At 71.4% G+C, this 19,855-nt stretch carries 16 protein-coding genes and 1 tRNA gene; 8 read left to right on the top strand and 9 right to left on the bottom strand.

The genetic code is table 11. The features are described from left to right. The first annotated feature begins 78 nt into the window (after nt 1-78). The 7 genes from DFH01_RS10120 (at nt 79) to puuE (ending at nt 6,212) form a co-directional block, all read left to right on the top strand. Complete coding sequence (locus tag DFH01_RS10120; RefSeq protein ID WP_199231190.1) at nt 79-1,881, top strand: acetolactate synthase 3 large subunit; 1,803 nt, start codon at nt 79-81, stop codon at nt 1,879-1,881. Nucleotides 1,882-1,953: 72 nt separating this feature from the next. Then, a complete protein-coding gene (gene ilvN / locus DFH01_RS10125; protein ID WP_109870318.1) occupies nt 1,954-2,472 on the top strand; it encodes an acetolactate synthase small subunit in 519 nt (172 codons plus the stop codon). A 35-nt stretch (nt 2,473-2,507) separates the two neighbouring features. Beyond that, complete coding sequence (gene ilvC / locus DFH01_RS10130) at nt 2,508-3,524, top strand: ketol-acid reductoisomerase (RefSeq protein WP_109870319.1); 1,017 nt, start codon at nt 2,508-2,510, stop codon at nt 3,522-3,524. A 119-nt stretch (nt 3,525-3,643) separates the two neighbouring features. Next, nucleotides 3,644-4,264 carry an aspartate/glutamate racemase family protein gene (locus DFH01_RS10135; protein ID WP_109870320.1) on the top strand — a complete coding sequence of 207 codons (621 nt, stop codon included), beginning with the start codon at nt 3,644-3,646 and terminating at the stop codon, nt 4,262-4,264. Between the two features lie 34 nt (nt 4,265-4,298). After that, nucleotides 4,299-4,916: an SOUL family heme-binding protein gene (locus DFH01_RS10140; protein ID WP_109870808.1), complete on the top strand. Its 618-nt coding sequence runs from the start codon at nt 4,299-4,301 to the stop codon at nt 4,914-4,916. After that, complete coding sequence (locus tag DFH01_RS10145) at nt 4,913-5,248, top strand: hypothetical protein (RefSeq protein ID WP_109870321.1); 336 nt, start codon at nt 4,913-4,915, stop codon at nt 5,246-5,248. Before DFH01_RS10140 ends, DFH01_RS10145 begins: the two co-directional genes overlap by 4 nt. A gap of 19 nt (nt 5,249-5,267) precedes the next feature. Then, nucleotides 5,268-6,212, top strand: a complete 945-nt coding sequence (gene puuE / locus DFH01_RS10150; RefSeq protein WP_109870322.1) for an allantoinase PuuE — start codon at nt 5,268-5,270, stop codon at nt 6,210-6,212. A 356-nt stretch (nt 6,213-6,568) separates the two neighbouring features. On the opposite strand, the gene DFH01_RS10155 is transcribed toward puuE, so the two are convergent. The 7 genes from DFH01_RS10155 to DFH01_RS10185 form a co-directional block, all read right to left on the bottom strand. Then, entirely contained in the window at nt 6,569-9,718 is a 3,150-nt protein-coding gene (locus DFH01_RS10155) for a YhdP family protein (protein ID WP_109870323.1), read from the bottom strand. A gap of 1,003 nt (nt 9,719-10,721) precedes the next feature. Beyond that, nucleotides 10,722-10,797 (bottom strand) — tRNA-Lys (locus DFH01_RS10160). A gap of 89 nt (nt 10,798-10,886) precedes the next feature. Continuing rightward, complete coding sequence (gene rodA / locus DFH01_RS10165) at nt 10,887-12,038, bottom strand: rod shape-determining protein RodA (RefSeq protein WP_109870324.1); 1,152 nt, start codon at nt 12,036-12,038, stop codon at nt 10,887-10,889. Continuing rightward, a complete protein-coding gene (mrdA, locus tag DFH01_RS10170; RefSeq protein ID WP_109870325.1) occupies nt 12,035-13,909 on the bottom strand; it encodes a penicillin-binding protein 2 in 1,875 nt (624 codons plus the stop codon). Before mrdA ends, rodA begins: the two co-directional genes overlap by 4 nt. 391 nt (nt 13,910-14,300) lie before the next feature. Continuing rightward, a complete protein-coding gene (gene mreD, locus DFH01_RS10175) occupies nt 14,301-14,846 on the bottom strand; it encodes a rod shape-determining protein MreD (protein WP_109870326.1) in 546 nt (181 codons plus the stop codon). Beyond that, complete coding sequence (mreC, locus tag DFH01_RS10180; protein ID WP_109870327.1) at nt 14,843-15,706, bottom strand: rod shape-determining protein MreC; 864 nt, start codon at nt 15,704-15,706, stop codon at nt 14,843-14,845. The genes mreD and mreC overlap by 4 nt, the downstream gene beginning before the upstream one ends. Nucleotides 15,707-15,759: 53 nt before the next feature. Continuing rightward, a complete protein-coding gene (locus DFH01_RS10185) occupies nt 15,760-16,803 on the bottom strand; it encodes a rod shape-determining protein (protein WP_109870328.1) in 1,044 nt (347 codons plus the stop codon). Nucleotides 16,804-17,043: 240 nt separating this feature from the next. On the opposite strand from DFH01_RS10185, the gene DFH01_RS10190 reads away from it, so the two are divergent. Beyond that, complete coding sequence (locus tag DFH01_RS10190; RefSeq protein ID WP_109870329.1) at nt 17,044-17,277, top strand: YMGG-like glycine zipper-containing protein; 234 nt, start codon at nt 17,044-17,046, stop codon at nt 17,275-17,277. 40 nt (nt 17,278-17,317) lie between these two features. On the opposite strand, the gene DFH01_RS10195 is transcribed toward DFH01_RS10190, so the two are convergent. Next, a complete protein-coding gene (locus tag DFH01_RS10195) occupies nt 17,318-19,186 on the bottom strand; it encodes an ABC transporter ATP-binding protein/permease (RefSeq protein ID WP_109870330.1) in 1,869 nt (622 codons plus the stop codon). Beyond that, on the bottom strand, nt 19,183-19,854 hold the full coding sequence (locus DFH01_RS10200) for a hypothetical protein (protein WP_109870331.1): 672 nt from the start codon (nt 19,852-19,854) through the stop codon (nt 19,183-19,185). Before DFH01_RS10200 ends, DFH01_RS10195 begins: the two co-directional genes overlap by 4 nt. Between the last annotated feature and the right edge of the window lies 1 nt (nt 19,855).

Here is a 19,855-nt window from a genome sequence, read left to right on the forward strand (position 1 = left end):
AAGGGTGCCGCCCCCGGCAAGGATCGGCCTTGCCGGGCGCATCGAACACGCGCCACGCGCGGGAAAGTACGCAAGACGATGTCCGCCACCTCCCAGCACGCCGAGCCCGCCGCCCTGACGATGTCGGGCGCCGAGGTCGTCCTCCGCGCGCTGAAGGACCAGGGCGTAGAGGTCATCTTCGGCTACCCCGGCGGTGCGGTATTGCCGATCTACGACGCGATCTTCCAGCAGAACGCCATCCGCCACATCCTGGTCCGCCACGAGCAGGCCGCGGTGCATGCGGCCGAGGGCTATGCGCGCTCCACCGGCAAGGTGGGCGTGGTGCTCGTCACCTCCGGCCCCGGCGCGACGAATGCCGTCACGGGCCTGGTGGACGCGCTGATGGATTCCATCCCGGTGGTCTGCCTGACCGGCCAGGTGCCGACGCACCTGATCGGCAACGACGCCTTCCAGGAAGCCGACACCACCGGCATCACGCGCCCCGCGACCAAGCACAACTACCTGGTCAAGAAGAGCGGCGACCTCGCCCGCGTGGTGCATGAGGCGTTCCACGTGGCCCGCAGCGGCCGCCCCGGCCCGGTGGTGATCGACCTGCCGAAGGACATCCTGATCACCAAGGCGCCCTATGTGGAGGCGCCGCCGGCCGACCAGCCGCACCGCTCCTACCGCCCGCAGGTCGAGCCGGACATGGCGCAGGTGCGCAAGGCGGTGGCGCTGCTGAAGGCCGCGAAGAAGCCGGTGATCTACACCGGCGGCGGCGTGATCAATGCCGGCCCGCAAGCGTCGGAGCTGCTGACGAAGTTCGTCCGCATGACGGGCTTCCCCTGCACCAACACGCTGATGGGCCTCGGCGCCTTCCCGCACAGCGATCCGCAGTTCCTCGGCATGCTCGGCATGCACGGCACCTACGAGGCGAACCTCGTGATGCATGGCTGCGACGTCATGCTGAACATCGGCGCCCGCTTCGACGACCGCGTGACCGGCAAGCTCAGCCACTTCGCGCCGACGTCCAAGAAGATCCACTGCGACATCGACCCGTCCTCGATCAACAAGAACGTCAAGGTGGACGTGCCGATCGTGGGCGATGCGGGCCGCATCATCGCCGCGCTGATCGAGGCGTGGAAGGAAGACGCGACCCAGCCGGACCGCGAGGCGCTGGCCGCATGGTGGCGCCAGATCGACCAGTGGCGCGGCCGCGATTGCCTCCGCTACACGCAGAAGGGCAGCATCATCAAGCCGCAGCACGCGGTGAAGCGCCTGTTCGAGATCACCAAGGAACTCGGCAAGGAGACCTTCATCACCACCGAGGTCGGCCAGCACCAGATGTGGGCCGCGCAGTATTTCGGCTTCGAGAAGCCGAACCGCTGGATGACCTCGGGCGGCCTCGGCACGATGGGCTACGGCCTGCCGGCGGCGATGGGCGTGCAGATCGCGCACCCCGATGCGCTGGTGATCGACATCGCCGGCGAGGCGTCCATCCTGATGAACATCCAGGAGATGTCCACGCTCGCGCAGTACCGCCTGCCGGTGAAGGTGTTCATCCTGAACAACGAGTACATGGGCATGGTGCGCCAGTGGCAGGAACTGCTGCATGGCGGCCGCTATTCCGAAAGCTATAGCGCGGCGCTGCCCGACTTCGTGAAGCTGGCGGAAAGCTTCCACGGCGTCGGGATGCGGGCGGAGACGGCGGACGACCTCGATCGCGTCATCCGGGAGATGATCGCGATCGACCGCCCGGTCATCGCCGACATCGTGGTGGACCAGAAGGAAAACTGCTTCCCCATGATCCCCTCGGGCGCGGCGCATAACGAGATGATCCTGGGCCCCGACCAGGAGGGGAACGCGGCGATGGTCACGGACGAGGGCAAGGTACTCGTCTGATCCGTCCAGCCTGACCCGTCCCGGTGGGCCGCGCGATGCGGCCCGCCCCCGCTCCTTGCCGGAAATCCTGCAATGTCCGACAGCAACGAAATGCGCGCCGCGACGATCGCGGTGCTGGTGGAGAACGAAGCCGGCGTGCTCGCGCGCGTCATCGGCCTGTTCTCCGGCCGCGGCTACAACATCGAGAGCCTGACCGTCGCGGCGGTGGACGAGGCGCGGCGCCTGTCGCGCATCACCATCGTCACCACCGGGACCGAGATGGTGATCGAGCAGATCAAGGCGCAGCTCGATCGCCTGGTGCCGGTGCACAAGGTCTCCGACCTGACGCTGGACGGCCCGCACCTGACGCGCGAGCTCGCGCTGATCAAGGTGGTGGGGAAGGGCGAGCACCGGGTGGAGGCACTGCGCCTCGCGGATGCCTTCCGCGCCCGCGTGGTGGATGCCACCACCGAGAGCTTCATCTTCGAGATGACCGGCAATGCCGAGAAGATCGACGCCTTCTGCGCGCTGATGCGGCCCATCGGGCTGGCGGAAGTGTCGCGGACGGGCGCCGTGGCGATGGCGCGCGGGCCTGCCGGCCTCGCCGCCTGACTGAGACAGAGACCCAGAGAGGGAGTGCGCAAGAGATGCGCGTGTACTACGACCGCGATGCGGATGTGAACCTGATCAAGGCCAAGAAGGTCGCGGTCATCGGCTTCGGCAGCCAGGGCCATGCGCATGCGATGAACATGCGCGATTCCGGCGTGAAGGACGTGGTGATCGGCCTGCGTCCGGGCGGGTCCTGGAAGAAGGCGGAGGCCGCGGGCTTCAAGGTGATGACGCCGGCCGAGGCGGCGAAGTGGGCCGACGTGACCATGGTGCTGACGCCCGACGAGCTGCAGGGCGACCTCTACCGCGATCACCTGCATGAGAACCTGAAGCCGGGCGCGGCCATTGCCTTCGCGCATGGCCTCAACGTGCACTTCAACCTGATCGAGCCGCGCCCCGACATCGACGTGTTCATGATCGCGCCGAAGGGCCCCGGCCACACGGTGCGCGGCGAGTACCAGAAGGGCGGCGGCGTGCCCTGCCTCGTTGCCGTCCACCAGAACCCCTCGGGCAACGCGCTGGAGATCGCGCTGAGCTACGCTTCCGCCGTCGGCGGCGGCCGCTCGGGCATCATCGAGACGACCTTCAAGGAGGAGTGCGAGACCGACCTCTTCGGCGAGCAGGTCGTGCTCTGCGGCGGCCTGGTCGAGCTGATCAAGGCCGGCTTCGAGACGCTGGTCGAGGCTGGCTACGCCCCGGAGATGGCCTATTTCGAGTGCCTGCACGAGGTGAAGCTGATCGTCGACCTCATCTATGAGGGCGGCATCGCGAACATGAACTACTCCATCTCCAACACCGCCGAGTACGGCGAATACGTCACCGGCCCGCGCATCATCACGGCGGAGACGAAGAAGGAGATGAAGAAGGTGCTGGAGGACATCCAGTCCGGCCGCTTCGCGCGCGACTGGATGCTGGAGAACAAGGTGAACCAGGCCAGCTTCAAGGCCACGCGCCGCCGCCTCGCCGAGCACCCGATCGAGGAAGTGGGCGAGAAGCTCCGCGGCATGATGCCCTGGATCAAGAAGAACCAGCTTGTCGACAAGAGCCGGAACTGATCTCTGCTCCCTCCCCCGCATGCGGGGGAGGGTCGGGTTGGGGGCACGCGCCACCATCGACGGCAGGAGGGCGGCAGGGCAACCTGCCGCCCTTCGTCGTTCGAGGGAGGAGCGCCGCCATGAAGACCATCGCCTGCCTGCACACCGCAGCCGGCAACCGCGCCGTCTTCGAAGCGGCCTGTCCGCCCGGCGCGACGCTGACCCACACGCTGCGCGAGGACCTGCTGAAGGACGCCGAGGCCGCGGGCGGCCTGACGGACGCCATCGCCGACCGCACCGCGCGCGCGCTGGAAGCGCTGGCGACGCCCGGCGTGGATGCCGTGCTCCTCACCTGCTCCACCGTGGGCCCGGGCGCCGCACGCGCGCAGGCGGCGGTCCCCGTGCTACGCGTGGACGCAGCGCTGGCCGAGGAGGCGACCAAGGGCGGCGGCACTGTCGTGGTGCTCTGCGCCGTCGAGACCACCGTCGAGCCCACCCGCGCCATCTTCGCCGAGGCCGCTTCCCGCAACGGCGCGACGCTGGATGTCCGCCTCGTTCCCGGCGCCTGGGCCGCCTTTCGCGCCGGCGACACGGAAGGCTATCACCGCATCGTGGCCGAGGCCTCGGACGTGGCCCATGCCGAGGGTGCGCGCGCCGTCGCGCTGGCCCAGGCCAGCATGACCGGCGCGGTCGCGCTGGCGAAGGGCAAGAAGCCGCTGGCCAGCCCGCCGGTTGGCCTCGCCGCCGCGCTGGCCGCCTGAGCATCCGCCCCCATATGCCGGGCGGGAGAACACGATGCTCGACCGCCTGGCCACCATCGCGTCCACGCTGCTGCTGTCCGCCTGCTCGGTGGTGGGCGTGAGGTCCGGCACGGAGGAGCCGCGCTTCGACGCGCTCGGCACCGAGGCCGGGCTCGAGATCCGGCGCTACGCCCCGCGCCTGGCGGCCGAGACCACCGTCTCGGCCGACGAGGCCGCGGCGCGGAACGAAGGCTTCTCACGCCTCGCGCGCTACATCTTCGGCGCCAACCAGGGCAGCGCGAAGATCGCGATGACCGCGCCCGTCGCGCAGGAGCCGACGCGCATCGCCATGACCGCGCCGGTCGCGCAGCAGGCGACGGCGGATGGCTACCGCATCCGCTTCTTCCTGCCCGCCGCGCTGCGCGACCCGCCAGCGCCGGACGATCCGCGGGTGACCATCGCGGAGGTGCCGGGCGAGACGGTCGCCGTGCTGCGCTTCTCCGGCGTGCCGAATCCGGACGCGGTCGCCGAGGCCCGCGCGCAGCTGCTCGCCACGCTACCCCGCACGCGCTGGACGGCTTCCGGCGATCCCGTCGCCTGGTTCTACGACCCGCCCTGGACCATCCCGGCGCTGCGCCGCAACGAGGTCGCCGTGCCGGTCTCGCCGCGATGAAGGTGCGTCTCGCCTTCGCCGCGCTGCTCCTGTGCCTGGGGCCGCAGGCGGGCGCGCAGGCGCCGACGCAGGCTCCGCCGGCGCGCGCCTGGACAGTGGAGAAATGCAGCCGCTATGCGCAATCCTGGTCCGAGGCGCTGTCGCGCTTCGGGCGCGAGGGCCTGTCGGCGGAGTTCCTGTCGCGCCACGATGCCTTCCTTGCCTCGGGCTGCCGGACGCGCGACGTCTGCCCGCGCTCGCCGCAGGAACTCGCCCTGGCTGACGTCATGACCATCGCCGCGATGAACGCCGGCGCCGCGAGCAGCTTCGTCCCCTTCATCTGCCGGGACTGAACGCGATACAGTCGCGGTCATGACCGACGCACCCCGCTTCCCCGATGACGGCTCCGGCTATCCGCGCGACCTGCGCGGCTACGGGGCCAGCCCGCCCGACCCGCGCTGGCCGAACGGCGCGAAGCTCGCCCTCTCCTTCGTGCTGAACTACGAGGAGGGCGGCGAGAACACCGTGCTGAACGGCGACAAGGGCAGCGAGCTCTACCTGCACGAAGTGCCGGGCGGATCGCCGGTGATCGGCGAGCGCAACCGCAGCGTCGAGAGCCAGTTCGACTACGGCGCCCGTGCCGGCGTGTGGCGCGTGATGCGCCTCTTCGCGGCCCAGAACTTCAACTTCACCGTCTACGGTGTCGGCCGCGCGCTGGAGCTGAACCCCGATGTCGCCCGTGCCTTCGCCGATGCCGGCCATGAGGTCGCCAGCCACGCCTGGCGCTGGTTCGACTATCACGCGATGAGCGAGGCCGACGAAGCCGCCGACATCGCCCGCTGCGTCGAGACGATCGAGAAGCTGACCGGCACGCGCCCCATGGGCTGGTACACCGGCCGCTTCAGCCCGCGCACGCGCCGCCTCGTCGCCCGCCACGGCGGCTTCCTCTACGACAGCGACAGCTACGACGACGACCTGCCGCACTACGTGAAGGTCGAGGGGAAGGACGTGCTGGTCATCCCCTACACCCTCGACAACAACGACATGAAGTTCGCCGTGCCGCCCGGCTTCGGCGACCCGGACGGCTTCGAGCGCCACCTGCGCGACGCCTTCGACCTGCTGCTGGAGGAGGGCAGGGCGGGCAGCCCGAAGATGATGTCGGTCGGGCTGCATTGCCGCCTCGTCGGCCGGCCCGGGCGCGCGCGGGCGCTGCAGCGCTTCCTCGCGCATGTGGCGCAGCACCGGAACGAGGTGTGGGTGGCACGACGGGCGGATATCGCGCGCCACTGGTGGCAGCAGCATCCGCCTTCGGCTTGATGCATGCGGCGGCGCCGAACGGGACTTCCGGCAGCCAGCATTCTTGCATGCACAAAGGCCTAAATTAGATTGCACTTCATGACGTGTCATGTCCCGTTCACGCCGCTACGCTCCTCTTTCATGTTGCATCGGGGGCGCGTGCAATGAGCAGTTGGAAAGCCCGCACGATCCAGACGCATCAGGCGCGGGCCCGCGCCGACGACGGACGGCTGCCTCGGCGGGCCGCCATTCTCCTCGTCGGCACCGCTTCCCTCGGCTTGTGGAGCAGCGTGGCGGCGGTGGCCGCGAGTCTCCTCGGCTAGAACTGGCTGGTTGCGTGTTCCGACCGGCTTGACCGGCCGCGGAACGACAGCACGTCAGCGGACTGGCATCTCCTGCGGCGCCCCGGCGGCGTCCTCGTCCCCGAGATTGAAGATGCCGCGCAGGAAGCCGGGCGTCAGCGCGCTCAGCGGGTTCACGCTGACCCGCGGATCGGCAAGCGGCCCCTGCACGGTGAAGGCGGCGGCGAAGAGCCCGCCGCCGCGCTCGGCGCTGAACAGTCGCCCGATGATCGGCAGGTTGCCGAGCAGCGAGTTGAACACATAGGCGGGCACCACCGTGCCGCGCAGGTCCAGGGTGCGGCTGCTGCGATCCACGCGGCCCTGCGCCGTCAGCCCGAGCGATGCGGAGAAGGCGCGTGATTCCCCGATCACCAGCGTCTCCGGCTCCAGCCGGAAGGGCATCGTCAGGCTGACGAAGTTCAGGCCCGGCCCGCTGAGCGCCTCCAGCAGGCCATAGCCGGTCAGCGCCTGCAGCAGCTTGCCGAGGGTCGGCGCGTCGCGCAGCACGAAATTCGTCAGCTCCACCGTGCCGCTGATCGGCGCTCCTCGGGCCAGGCTCGGCTGCGTCGCGACAAGCTGCAGCCGTCCGCCATGCAAGGAGGGAAGCACGCCGAAGGCCGCGAGAAGCCGGCCTGTATCCGCCGCCTCCGCCCGCAGCAGGCGCCCGCCGCCGTCCCGCGGCGCGAGGCGGGCGGCGAAGGCGCCGGCACCCCCGGGAGAGCCGCGCACCCACAGGTCCCGCAGCGCGCTGCCGCCGAGCCGCGCGGCGAGTGCGAAGTCGCGGATCGGCACCTCCTGTGCCGGGGTGAGGGCACGCTCGAACCGCGCATCGAGCACCAAGGTCGGCCGGCCCGCCTCGGCTGCCGGGGCATCGCCGCCGGGCACATCGCCGTCGCCGACCGCCCTCAGCAGCGGACGCAGGTCGAGCACCGGCCCGCGCAGCGCGACGTTCCAAGGCTCGTTCGCCGCCGGCGGGCGCTGCACCACGCCGGTGAAGCGCGTCGCGCCGATGCTTCCCTCCGTGATCTCGAGCCGTGATGCATCCTCCGGCGCGCTGCCTCGCAGCAGCAGCCGGGGAGCCTCCGCCTGCACGCTCTCGATCCCGCGCAGCTCGCCGCCCGCCAGGCGCAGCGCCGCAGCCGCGGTGGCGGGGATGCCTGGCTGCTTCGCGTAGCCGAGCAGGGGCAGGGCGATGCGCGCGGCCTCGAGGTCGGCATGCGTCGTCAGCCGGGCCGGATCGCCGCCGCGCTGCTCGTAGCGGATTGCAAGGTCCACCGGGCCGCTGACCACGTCTCCCGGGTCTAAGCCGAATTCGGCGAGGCGTGCGGCGGTGATGCGCGCCTCGGCCTCCACCCGTAAGGCGGTGCTCTCCCCGGGCGCCAGCCCGAAGTCCAGCGTCACCGTGCCGCGCGCCGGAACGCCGCCGAGCAGCGCCGTGCCCGTGGCCTCCAGCGCCTGGCTGTCCACCTGAACATCGAAGGCGCCGTCGGTCAGGTCGTGGCCGAGCACCAGTTCGGGGAGGCGCAGCGCTTCCAGTCGCGCGGCCACCTCGAACAGCGGCTCCCGCGCCACCATCGGGCCGGCGAGCGGGACGGTCGCGGCGATGTCCGCCCGCAGCGTGCCGGTCGGGTCGTGGATGGGAAGGCCGCGCTCCGGCAGCAGGCCGAGGCCGGGCGTGCGCAGCAGTGCCCAGAGATCGGCGACGGGGCCGGCGGCCTGGCCGCGCAGCTCCGCCCGTGCGGGCCCGGGCCCGAGCCCTGACAGCTTCAGGGTGCCCTGCGACAGGCGCAGTGCCGTCCCCGCCTGTCGCGCCTCGCTAGCCGCCAAGGTGATCCCGTCGAGCGTGAACTCCGCGCGGCCCGATAGCCCCTCGAGCGGCGGCAGATCGGGGTGCCAGCGCACCGCCACCTCCTCCACTTGCGCCTCGCCGGACAAGGCGGTGAGCTCCACGCTGTCCAGGCTCGCAGGCGCGGTCGCGGCGATGTGCCAGCGCCCGTCCCGTACCGCGCCGGCGGTGAGGTTGCCCCCCACCCAGCCCCGCGCGGCCCCGGCCAGGCCGCCCGGCCACCATGTTTCGAGCGCCCGGAGTTGCGCATGATCCAGCGCGATATCGGCCTCCGCCTGCCACTGCTCGCCCTGCAGCGTGGCCTGACCCGAGCCGCGGAGCGTCGGCGCGCTGGCGGCGCCAGGCGCCGGGGCGAGGGCCAGCACGAACTCGTCGAGCCGAACCGCCTCGGGCGCCGCCTGCAGCCTCGCCTGTAGCGCCGTGAAGGGAATGCCGCCGGCATCGGGCAAATCGAAGCGGCCTGGCCCAGCCTGCAGCGTCCCACTCCCATCCAGCAGCCTTCCGTCCCGGTCCAGCGTTGCCGTCGCCGTAAGCGCGACCGGCGCATCGAGGATGCCGGCGGGCGCGAGGGCCGGCACCCGCCGCGCCACGGCGGCCGGCCGGATGTTCGGAAGCGAGACAGCGAGGCGCAGGCGTGCCGGCGCGCGCGCGAGTTCCGCCGAGGCGCGCAGGGGCATCGTCGCCTCCGCCAGCACCAGGGCGCCGCTCGCCTCCGCCTCCATGACGCCGCCTGGCTCGCGGCGAATGATGACGAACACGTCCTGCACGCGAAATTCCTGCTCAAGCTGTCGGTCGGTGACGAGAACCTGGCTGTCCAGGATGACCAGATCCTCCAGCGCCGCGAGGGGCGAGCCCTCGGGCGGCTCGGCCAGGGCCTGGATCAGCCGCCCAAGGGCGTTGACAACCGGCGGCCCGGCCGCGGGAGCGGCGCCGAGGCCGAGGTCGAAGCCGCCATCCTCGGTGCGCGTCGCGTGCAGCACCACGTCGCGGATCTCGATGCTGCGCGGCGCCACGTCGCCGAAGACCAGCCGGCCCGGCGCGATCCCGATCCGCGCGCGCGGCACCTCGAGCCGCGTCGCGCCGTCCTCACCAAGCAGTCGGAGGTCCGAGACCAGGATCTCGACCGGGCTCAACCCGCCTTCGGCGAAGCCGCGCCAGCCGAGCCGCGCCGTGCCGACCTCGATCCGCGCCGGGCCTGCCGGGTCGAGCGCGGCCGCGATGCTGGGGACCAGCTGCGGCACCGCGATCGGCCCGCGGTCGAGCCGCCAGGCCAGCGCGCCGAGCCCAATGGCCAGCACGGCCAGCAGCGCAAGCACCCCGTATGCGATCGCGCGCGCCATGAGCGCCTTTCTCCCGCGGTCGCGCCCGCCCCGGTGCGCCGAGCGTCACCGCGGGAAAGCATCGCCGCGATGATCAACGCAGGATGCGGCTTGTGGTCGCTGGCCAGCGGGAAGCCGGGGCCTGGACACCGCCGCCCAATGCCTTCGGCGGCTGCAGCACCAGCCTGCTACGCGGCTCGCGGGGTGTGCCCGTCCCTGTGTGAGCGCGGCAGCGTCATCCTTGCGGGGCTGTTACGGTGTCGCGCCGCCTCAAGCTGCGCCTCGAACGACCTGAGCATCCTTCTCGCGGCTCGCAGCTCACAGGGGTAAGCCCTGTCTCGGTGCAACTTCTCCAAGGCGAAGGTCTGACGCCGCACGAACTCCTCCAGAAGCGGAGCGGGCAGCGTATGCGACTGATGAGATTGCGGCACCGGTTTTTCCTCCCTTCAAGTCCTGCTGCAGACAAACTCCCAAACGGGTCGAGTTTGCCGACAGCCGGACGAGATGAGGGCCTTTCCGTGGCATCGGTGTGCTTGGCGTGGACAGCGAAATCGGACTGCCACCTTCACCGCGATGGCGTATCGGCCTTCGCTTTTGTCTGATGCTCCACCTCCCTTCGCTTGCGTCGCGCCTCATGACCGCATGCATGGGAGCAGGTCTGTTGAACGCCTCGCGGAAGGAAGCTCACGCCGCATTCGCTGCAGGTGACCATCGCCAGTTCCGTCGGCGCGCGTTTGCCGGGCCTCCTGCCAGTTCTGCTGGGCGGCATTTACGTTGGCGCTCCTGACCGCGCGGACCTGCTTGGGTCAGGATTTACGCGTCAGTCCGGCGCCGCAGGTGTGTTGTTGTGTCAGGATCCGGATGAATGCGTCGCGTCTGTGGCGTGCCACTGACGTGCGCTGTCACGCTCCGCACGACGCCCGGTGACGACAGGCCGCCTTGCCCATTGCCGCCGGCAATGCGTGGCGTCCGTGCCAATGCACCGCCTCGATGAGAGGGAACCCATAGAAACGTCGGGGAAGGGTGGTGGGCGCACAAGGATTCGAACCTTGGACCCGCTGATTAAGAGTCAGCTGCTCTACCAACTGAGCTATGCGCCCGCCCGGGGCGCCGCAAATAGGGGGTGGCGCCGGGTTTGTCCAGCCCGGTTGCGCAGGCCTGCCCTCGGCCACGCGCAGCCCTCGGCGCCTCACCCATCGCCCGGCCCGGCATCGAGGTCGGCGCCGCGATGCACATAGGCCGACATCAGCACCCCGAAGCCGACCATCGTCGTCAGCATCGCCGAGCCGCCATGGCTGATCAGCGGCAGCGGCACGCCGCCGACCGGGATGGTGCCGGTCACCATCGCGACGTTCACGAAGACATACAGGAAGTAGTTGGTCGCCAGCCCCACCGCCAGCAGCCGGCCGAACTGGTGCCGGCTCACCACCGCCACCAGGAAGCCGAAGGCGATCACCGCGGCCAGCAGCCCCAGCACGCTCAGCGCGCCGACCAGGCCGAACTCCTCGGCGATCATCGTGAAGATGAAGTCGGTCTGCTTTTCCGGCAGGAAGTTCAGGTGCCCCTGCGTGCCCTGCAGGAAGCCCTTGCCCCACAGACCGCCCGAGCCGAGCGCGATCTTGGACTGGATGATGTTGTAGCCGGCGCCGAGCGGGTCGCTCTCCGGATCGAGGAAGGTGGTGATCCGCGCCTTCTGGTAGTCATGCAGGTGGTCATAGGCGATGGGTGCCAGCACGCCGATTGCCGCGATCACCAGCGCGAATTTCCACAGCCTGACGCCGGCGGCGAAGAACACCGCGCCGCCGATCATCACCGTGATCAGCGCATTGCCCAGGTTCGGCTGCTTGAAGATCAGCGCCGCCGGGATGGCGATGGCGATCAGCGGCGGCAGCAGGAACAGCGGGTTGCCCATCCGCTCCCAGCTCGCCCGGTGGAACCAGGAGGCGAGCGCCACCACCAGCAGGATCTTCATCAGCTCGGAAGGCTGCAGCTGCAGCGGGCCGATGTTGATCCAGCGCTGCGCTCCGCCGCCCACCCGGCCATGCAGTTCCACGAGGACCAGCAGCCCGACGCCGAAGACGTAGCCAAGCCAGGCGAAGCGCTGGATCAGCCGGATGTCCACCATCGCGATGGACAGCATCACCACCAGGCCGAAGCCGAAGCGGATGGCGTGGCGCTGCGCATAGGGCTCCGGCGCGCCGCCGCCGGCCGAATACAGCGCCACATAGCCCACCGCCGCCACGCCGCAGAGCAGCAGCACGAAGAGCCAGGGGATGCGCCAGAATTTCTCGAGCACGCCGGCGCCGCGGTCGCGCAGCAGCAGGCGACGTTCGAAGATCATCGCGGTGTCGCCTCCGCCACGCGTGGCCCGAGGCCCCCCGGGACGGGGCGCAGCCGCTTGAAGGCCTCCGCCAGCACGTCGCGCGCAAGCGGCGCGGCGGCGCCGGAGCCGCTGGTGCCGTGCTCCACCACCACGGCGCAGGCGAAGACCGGGTCGTCATGCGGCGCAAAGCCGACGAACAGCGCATGCGGCCGCCATTCGCGCGGCAGCTGGTCCACCCGGAAGCCGCGCTCGCGCTGCTCGCGGGAGACACGGCGCACCTGCGTCGTTCCGGTCTTGCCCGCCATCTGCACGCCGAGCTCGGACGGCAGGCGCGAGGTGCGCGCGGTGCCGCCCTGCTCGTTCACCACCGCCCACATCGCCTCCCGCATCATGCGCAGATGCGTGGCGGGGATGCCGAGGCTCGGCCAGTCCTCCGCGCGGATGCCGCGCACCGGGCGGCCGCCGATGGCGCGCGTCAGATGCGGCTGCACCGCCCGCCCCGTCGCCAGCCGCGCCGTCATGGTGGCGAGCGAGAGCGGCGTGAGCTGGTAGAAGCCCTGTCCGATGCCATGCACCACCGTGTCGCCGAGCGCCCAGGGCCTGCCCTGCCCGAGGCGCCACTCGCGCGTCGGCATCAGCCCCGCCTTCGTTCCCGGCAGCTCGATATCGAGCGGCACGCCGAGGCCGAAGCGGCGCGCCATGGCGGCGATGCGGTCGATGCCGATGCGCTTGGCCATCTCGTAGAAATACACGTCGCAGGACACTTTCAGCGCCGTGCGCATGTCCATCCCGCCATGGCCGTAGCGGTTCCAGCAATGGAAGCGCGTGCGGCCGAGATCCATGTGGCCCGGGCAGTGCACGCGTTCCCCGAAAGTCGTCGCGCGCGCCTCCAGCGCCGCCAGCGCCACCACCATCTTGAAGGTGGAGCCGGGCGCATACAGACCGTTGGTCGGCTTGTTGATCAGCGGCGTCGCGCGGTTGGCCGTCCATTGCCGCCACTGCGCGGCCGAGACGCCCGAATTGAAGATGTTGGGGTCGAAGGAGGGCTGGGTGCCGAGCGCCAGCACCTCGCCGTTGCGGGCATCCATCAGCACCACCGAGGTGCCGTCCTGGATCTTCGCGCGCACCGCCTTCTGCAGCTCGGTGTCGATGCTGATCTGCACGTCGTCGCCCTGCACGCCCTCGCGCCGGTCGAGCTCGCGGATCACCCGCCCGACCGCGTTGACCTCGAGCTGCACCGTGCCGGCGCGGCCACGCAGGATGCGGTCGTGGTGCCGCTCGACGCCGGCGCGGCCGACGCGGATGCCGGGCAGTTCAAGCAACGGGTCGCCATCCATGTCGCGCTCGGAGGGCGGGGCGACATAGCCCACGACATGCGCAAGGTGCTCGGCCTCGGGGTAGATGCGCGTGGTGCCGACATCCACGCTGACGCCGGGCAGGTCAGGCGCGTTCATCTCGATGCGCGCCATCTCCTCCCAGGTCAGGAACTCCCGCACCACCACGGGCACGAAGCGCCGGCGGCGGCGCACGTCGCGTTCCACGCGGGCGCGTTCCTGCTCGGTCAGGGGCACGATGCGGCTGAAGGTCTCGAGCGTGGCGCCGACATCGGCGGTCTGCTCGGCCACCAGCAGCGCGCGCCAGTTGAGCTGGTTGGCCGCCACGATGCGGCCCTCGCGGTCCAGCACGCGGCCGCGCGGCGGGGCCAGCAGCCGGGCGGAGAGGCGGTTCTCCTCGGCGAGCGTCGCATAGCGCTCGCCTTCCTCCACCTGCAGCCGGTGCAGGCGGTGCGCGAGTACCCCGAGCAGGCCCATCTGCGCCGCGCCCAGCACCAGGGCGCGGCGCGTGAAGATGCCGCGGGCACGCTCCTCCTCGCGCTGTCGGCGGCTCATTTTTTGCTGCCCTCAGACGGCGGGCGGCCGCTCCGCGGCCTTGCCTTCGCGCAGGCCACGGGCGCGCGGGCGCGAAGGGCAGGCTGTGCGCGGGCCGCCTTCGCGGCCTCGCAGCTTCGCATGCCCTCAGACGGCGGGCGGCCGCTCCGCGGCCTTGCCTTCGCGCAGGCCACGGGTGCGCGGGCGGGAAGGGCAGGCTGTGCGCGGGCCGCCTTCGCGGCCTCGCAGCTTCGCATGCCCTCAGACGGCGGGCGGCCGCGCTGCGGCCTTGCCTGCGCGCAGGCCACGAGCGCGCGGGCGGGAAGGCCGGGGTTTGCGCGGGCCGCCTTCGCGGCCTCGGCACGCGAGGCGCGCCGACCGTCGCCTTCCTGGCCGCGTCGGGTGCGCTCGGTCACTCTGCCTCCTCGGCCCGCAGCATCATGGCGTGGAGGCGGCCGAGCAGGAAGGCGAAGGCGGGGTAGAGGCCGGCCGTCAGCGCGGCTTGGTAGATCGCCGGGGCCGGCGGCGGCAGCGCAAGCGCCATCAGCGCGGTGAGCAGGTAGCCGAGCGCCGCGGCGCCGGCGGCAAAGACGCAGAAGGCCAGCCAGACCGCCAGGAAGCTCTGCCGCGCCAGAACGCGTCGCGAGGCCAGCGCTAGCCCATGCGCCACGAGCAGCGTCAGCACCCCGGTCCCGAGCGGCGCCAGCGTCAGCAGATCCTGCAGCAGCCCCAGCAGGAACACCGCCGCCGCCGGCATCGCGCCGGGGCGGAAGATGGACCAGAACACCACCTGCGGCAGCGTCACGGCCGGAACCAGGGCCGCCACCCCGGTCGGGCCGCCGGCCACCACCATCGCCAGCATGGCGCAGAGCGTCGGCAGCACCGCCCGCGCCCAGGCCTCCGCGCGGCGGAGCAGGCCGGGGGAGGGCTGGCGCCGCCCGACCACCTCCGGCCTCATCGCCGCGGGCGCGGTTCCGGCCGCGCGATCGCTTCGGGCGGCAGGATGCCGCCCAGGCCGAAATCGAACAGGCGCACCAGGTCGAGCTGTCCCAGGCGGGCGAACATGTCCACCTCGGGAACGCCGGACTCGCTCCAGCGCACCACGCCGACCGGCAGGCCGGCGGGAAAGGAGACGCCCTCCGCGCTGGTCACCAGCCGCTCGCCCTCGGCCGGCCGGATGCCTTCGGACCAGTGTTGCAGACGCGGCCGAGGCCCGTTGGTGCCGACCATCATCGCCCGGCCGCGGCTTCCTTCCAGCGTCACCGGGATGCGGCTGTTCATGTCGGTGGCCAGCAGCACCCGGGCGGAGCGGCGCCCCACCTCGGTCACGCGCCCGACGAAGCCCCGTTCGTCCAGCGCGATCTGGCCGCGGCGCACCGTGATCTCGGGTGGCGTCGCGATCAGCACGGCCCGGGCATAGACGCCCCCGGCATCGGACACCACGCGTGCCGTCTGGAAGGAGGGCGCGGCCTCCGGGATGAAGGCGAGCTGGCGGCGCAGCAGCGCGTTCTCGCTCTCGAGCGCGAGCGCCGCGGCCTGCCAGCGGCGCAGGCGCTCATTCTCCTCGCGCAGCCGGGCATTCTCCTCCCGGATCGCCAGCAGCTCGGGAAGGTCCGCGACGACGCCGCGCACCGCGCGCGCCGGCTCGGCGAAGGCGGCGTAGAAGGGGGAGAGCAGGTCGGCCAGCACCGTGCGCGCCCGCTCCGCCAGCATGGCGTCGGCCTTGCCCAGCAGCATGGTCCCGAAGGCAGCCGCGATCATCACCGGCAGAGACAGCCGCGACAGCGCCTGGCGGAGCGGGATGCTCAGTCGGATCAACCGCGCTTATCCCCTGTCAGGCAGGCGGCCTTCCCCTCGGCCGCCGCGCCCCATCAATACATGGTGCTGAGGACGTGGCGAAGCCGCTTCATTTCCTCAAGGGCCCGCCCGGTGCCGAGCGCGACGCAGGACAGCGCATCCTCCGCCACCACCACCGGCAGGCCGGTCGCGTTGCGCAGCACCTCGTCCAGCCCGTGCAGCAGCGCGCCGCCGCCGGTCAGCACGATGCCCTTGTCCACGATGTCGGCGGCGAGTTCCGGCGGCGTGTTCTCCAGCGCCACCTTCACCGCCTCGACGATCTGCGCCACCGGCTCATAGAGGCTCTCGGCCATCTGGCGGCGGCTGACCACGACTTCCCGCGGCACGCCGTTCATCAGGTCGCGGCCCTTCACCTCGGTCAGCGGGCCCTCGTCGCCCTCGGGCGGGGCGGCCGCGGCGCCGATTTCCATCTTGATCCGCTCGGCCGTGCTCTCGCCGATCAGCAGGTTATGGTTGCGGCGGATGTAGGAGATGATGGCCTCGTCCATCTTGTCGCCGCCCACGCGCACGCTGCGCGCATAGACGATGCCGCCGAGCGAGATCACCGCAACCTCGGTGGTGCCGCCGCCGATGTCCACGATCATGGAGCCCGAGGGCTCGGTCACCGGCAGGCCGGCGCCGATCGCGGCGGCCATCGGCTCCTCGATCAGCAGCACCTTGCGCGCCCCGGCGCTCTCGGCACTTTCCTGGATGGCGCGGCGCTCGACCGCGGTGGAGCCGGAGGGGACGCAGACGACCACCATCGGCGAGGCAAAGCCGCGGCGGTTGTTCACCTTGCGGATGAAGTGCTTGATCATCTCCTCCGCCGCCTCGAAGTCGGCGATGACGCCGTCGCGCAGCGGCCGGATGGCGGCGATGGAGCCAGGCGTGCGGCCGAGCATCAGCTTGGCCTCCTCGCCCACCGCCAGCACCTGCTTCTTGCCCCGAAGATCGGAGATGGCGACCACCGACGGCTCGTTCAGCACGATGCCGCGTCCCTTGACGTAGACCAGGGTGTTCGCGGTGCCGAGGTCGATGGCCATGTCGGCCGAGAAGAAGCCGAACAGGCGAGCAAACATGCGGAGGAACCTTCCGAGCGGGGCCGGTGGCCGGTGCGGCGCCGATCCGCGGCCCGGCGCGCCGGGCGCCCGGCCCGGGCGGGTTGCGGCGGGCCGGCACCTGCTGCTCACGGCTTCGCGGGTGGCGCGCGCGGCTGCCTTAGCCTTCCCCCGCCGCCCGCTCAAGCCCCGAAGCGGGCGAACCCATGCGCGCAAGGGGCGTTCCGCCTGCGTCACTTCGCTTCTGACAGGAGACGGAAGATGCGGAAACTTGCCATCGTCATCGGCTGCGCGGCAATGCTCGGCGCCTGCGGCCAGACCACGGGGGACCGGGCCGTTTCGGGCGGCCTGCTCGGCGCCGGCGCGGGCGCGGCCATCGGCTCGCTGACCGGCAGCGCCGGAACGGGCGCGCTGCTCGGCGGCGCGGCGGGTGCGGCCGGCGGCGCGCTGACCAGCCCCAGCCAGGTGGATCTGGGCCGGCCGGCCTGGCGCTGAGCCGCAGGCAATCGGGGCGGGGCCGGCTGGACCGGCCCCGCTAGCCCCGGCGCATCATCCGGCGCAGGGCGCCTTGCCCGGCGGCGACCAGCGGGCCGGCCCGCACCTTCCGCTTCGCCGGCTGCGCCTTCCGCCGGACTTCCAGCCTGGCGCCGTCCGGCGCCCGCATCAGCGTCAGCGTCCGGTCGTGATACACGTCGAGCCCCGGGCGATGGCCGATCGAGACGAGGGCGCTGTCGGCCAGCTCCTCCCGGAACAGCCGCATCATGGAATCCTGGTTCTCCTCGTCGAGCGCGGCTGTCGCCTCGTCCAGGAACACCCAGGCCGGCCGGTGGAGCAGCAGGCGCGCGAAGGCCAGCCGCTGCTGCTCGCCGAGCGACATCACCCGGTCCCAGCGCTCCTCCTCGTCGAGGCGCGCGCCGAACTCGCCGATCGCGCAGCGCTCCAGCGCGGCCCGCATCGCGGCGTCGGGGAACTTGCGCGGCGCCGCCGGGTAGGCGAGCGCCGCGCGCAGGCTGCCGAGCGGGATGTAGGGACGCTGCGGCATGAAGAACATGCGCTCGGGCGCCGGCGTGCGGATCTCGCCCGAGCCCCAGGGCCAGAGGCCCGCGATGGCGCGGAACAGCGTGGACTTGCCGGTGCCGCTCTCGCCGACGAGCAGCACCTTCTCGCCCGCCGCGATCTCCGCATTCGCGTCCTGGATGACCACGTTGCCGTCGGCGTGGCCGACCTGGAGATCCTTGAACGCCAGCACTTCCCGCCCGTCCTCGGTCGGGCCGACGACCAGGTTGATGGTCTGGTCGGCCTCGAGCGATTCCGCTGCCTCGATGCTGTCCTCCAGCGCGGCGACGCGCTCGATGTGGCTGCGCCAGTCGGCCAGCAGCGGATACTTGTCCACGAACCAGTTCAGGCTGCGCGTCACCTGCAGGAAGGCCTGGGTGATCTGCATGAGCACGCCGAGGGTGATGGCGCCGGCGAAGTAGCGCGGGCTCGCCACGATGATCGGCACCACGCCGGCCGCCATGCCGTAGGCGGAGGTCAGGTACATCAGCGCCCGCTCCCGCCCGTAGAGCTCGTTCATCACCGCCATCACGCGCCCGAAGGCGGCGCGCAGGCCGCGGTCCTCGTCCGGCTCGCCACGGATCAGCGCAACACCCTCGCTGTTCTCGCGGATGCGGATCAGCGCGAAGCGGTGGTCGCCCTCCGCCTGGTTGCGACGCATGTTGATGCTGACCATCGGGCCGCCGAGCAGGAAGGTCAGCAGGCTGCCCATCGTCGCATAGGCGAGCGCAGCCCAGACCATGTAGCCCGGCACCTCGAATTCGCTGCTGGCGAGCGCGATGTGCAGCGGGCCCGACAGCGTCCAGAGTACGCCGAGGAAGGTGGCGAGCGTGAGGATCGATCCGAGCAGCCCGACCAGCAGGTCCACCGCCATCGCTGTCGCCCAGCGCGTATTCTCGCTGATCCGCTGGTCGGGGTTGTCCGCCGCGTCGGGCATGAAGTTGAGCTGGTAGTGCGTGCCCGCCTTCAGCCAGCGCGACTGCAGATCCCACACCAGGGATCGGCGCCAGTCGAGGGATAGCATCTGCTTCGCCCAGAGCTGGGCGACGGCGCTGACCATGGCGGCGAACAGCAGCAGCAGCAGCGTCCAGAGCTGGCCGTAGAAGGCCGCCCTGTCCCGCGCCTCCAGCGCATCGAAGAAGTCGCGGTTCCAGGTGTTGAAGCGCAGCTCGACCAGGATCTGGAGCAGCGTCAGGCCGACCACCGAGAGCGTGTAGCCCCAGGCGCGGATCCGGTCCCCGGGCCTGCCATAGTAGATGCGGATGATGCGCCAGAACTGCGCGAAGAAGCCGCGCCTTGGCGGCGCCGGCGCGCCGACCGACTGGTCCTCGGGCGATGTCCCGCTCAAGGTTGTCGCGACGTGGGGGCTGGCGAGGCAGGAATGGGACGGAGCGCCTCCGGGTTCGCCCCGATCCGGTCCGCCGCCAGCGCGCGTCCGTTCTCGCCCGCGACGCCGCGACCCTCTGCGGCGAGTGTCGCGCCGGCCTTCAGCAGGTCGCGCAGCGCCTCGACGCTTCCGGGCGGGACCGTCACGACGGTGCCGTCCTCCAGCACCGCCCCGGTGACCTCGCCCTGCGGCGCGAAGTAGGGCGCCTTCACGATGCCCTGCACGGCGAGCGGCGCGGCCTGTTCCGCGGCGTCGCGTCCGGCTCGCCAGTAGAACCGCTCAACCACCACGGGCGCGGCCTCGGCGTCGGGCGCGAAGGCGAGCATGGTGATCACCGGCGCATGCCGCGCCCGGATGCCCCAGACCACGATGGGTCGGCCGGGCGGGGCGGCGGCGCGCACCGCGGCCCCGAATTCCGGAGGGAAGACGATCTGCGGCCCCTCGCGGAACAGGAGCGCGTCCGTCTCGCCGCGCGGGTTCAGCAGGTAGCGCTCCACGATGCCGGTGAACGCGGGAAGCTGCGTCGGGTCGAACCAGAAGTCGCTGGCGGGACTGCGCGTCGCGCGCTGCTGCGCGGCCGCGCCCGCGGGAAGGAGCAGGATGGCCAGCAGCAGCCGCCGGCGTCGCATG

The organism is Falsiroseomonas bella (assembly GCF_003173615.1).
GTDB lineage: Bacteria > Pseudomonadota > Alphaproteobacteria > Acetobacterales > Acetobacteraceae > Falsiroseomonas > Falsiroseomonas bella.

Coding starts and splice junctions, on each gene's coding strand:
- DFH01_RS10120 (WP_199231190.1), top strand. CDS start 79: ATGTCCGCCACCTCCCAGCACGCCGAGCCCGCCGCCCTGACGATGTCG.
- ilvN (WP_109870318.1), top strand. CDS start 1,954: ATGTCCGACAGCAACGAAATGCGCGCCGCGACGATCGCGGTGCTGGTG.
- ilvC (WP_109870319.1), top strand. CDS start 2,508: ATGCGCGTGTACTACGACCGCGATGCGGATGTGAACCTGATCAAGGCC.
- DFH01_RS10135 (WP_109870320.1), top strand. CDS start 3,644: ATGAAGACCATCGCCTGCCTGCACACCGCAGCCGGCAACCGCGCCGTC.
- DFH01_RS10140 (WP_109870808.1), top strand. CDS start 4,299: ATGCTCGACCGCCTGGCCACCATCGCGTCCACGCTGCTGCTGTCCGCC.
- DFH01_RS10145 (WP_109870321.1), top strand. CDS start 4,913: ATGAAGGTGCGTCTCGCCTTCGCCGCGCTGCTCCTGTGCCTGGGGCCG.
- puuE (WP_109870322.1), top strand. CDS start 5,268: ATGACCGACGCACCCCGCTTCCCCGATGACGGCTCCGGCTATCCGCGC.
- DFH01_RS10155 (WP_109870323.1), bottom strand. CDS start 9,718: ATGGCGCGCGCGATCGCATACGGGGTGCTTGCGCTGCTGGCCGTGCTG.
- rodA (WP_109870324.1), bottom strand. CDS start 12,038: ATGATCTTCGAACGTCGCCTGCTGCTGCGCGACCGCGGCGCCGGCGTG.
- mrdA (WP_109870325.1), bottom strand. CDS start 13,909: ATGAGCCGCCGACAGCGCGAGGAGGAGCGTGCCCGCGGCATCTTCACG.
- mreD (WP_109870326.1), bottom strand. CDS start 14,846: ATGAGGCCGGAGGTGGTCGGGCGGCGCCAGCCCTCCCCCGGCCTGCTC.
- DFH01_RS10185 (WP_109870328.1), bottom strand. CDS start 16,803: ATGTTTGCTCGCCTGTTCGGCTTCTTCTCGGCCGACATGGCCATCGAC.
- DFH01_RS10190 (WP_109870329.1), top strand. CDS start 17,044: ATGCGGAAACTTGCCATCGTCATCGGCTGCGCGGCAATGCTCGGCGCC.
- DFH01_RS10200 (WP_109870331.1), bottom strand. CDS start 19,854: ATGCGACGCCGGCGGCTGCTGCTGGCCATCCTGCTCCTTCCCGCGGGC.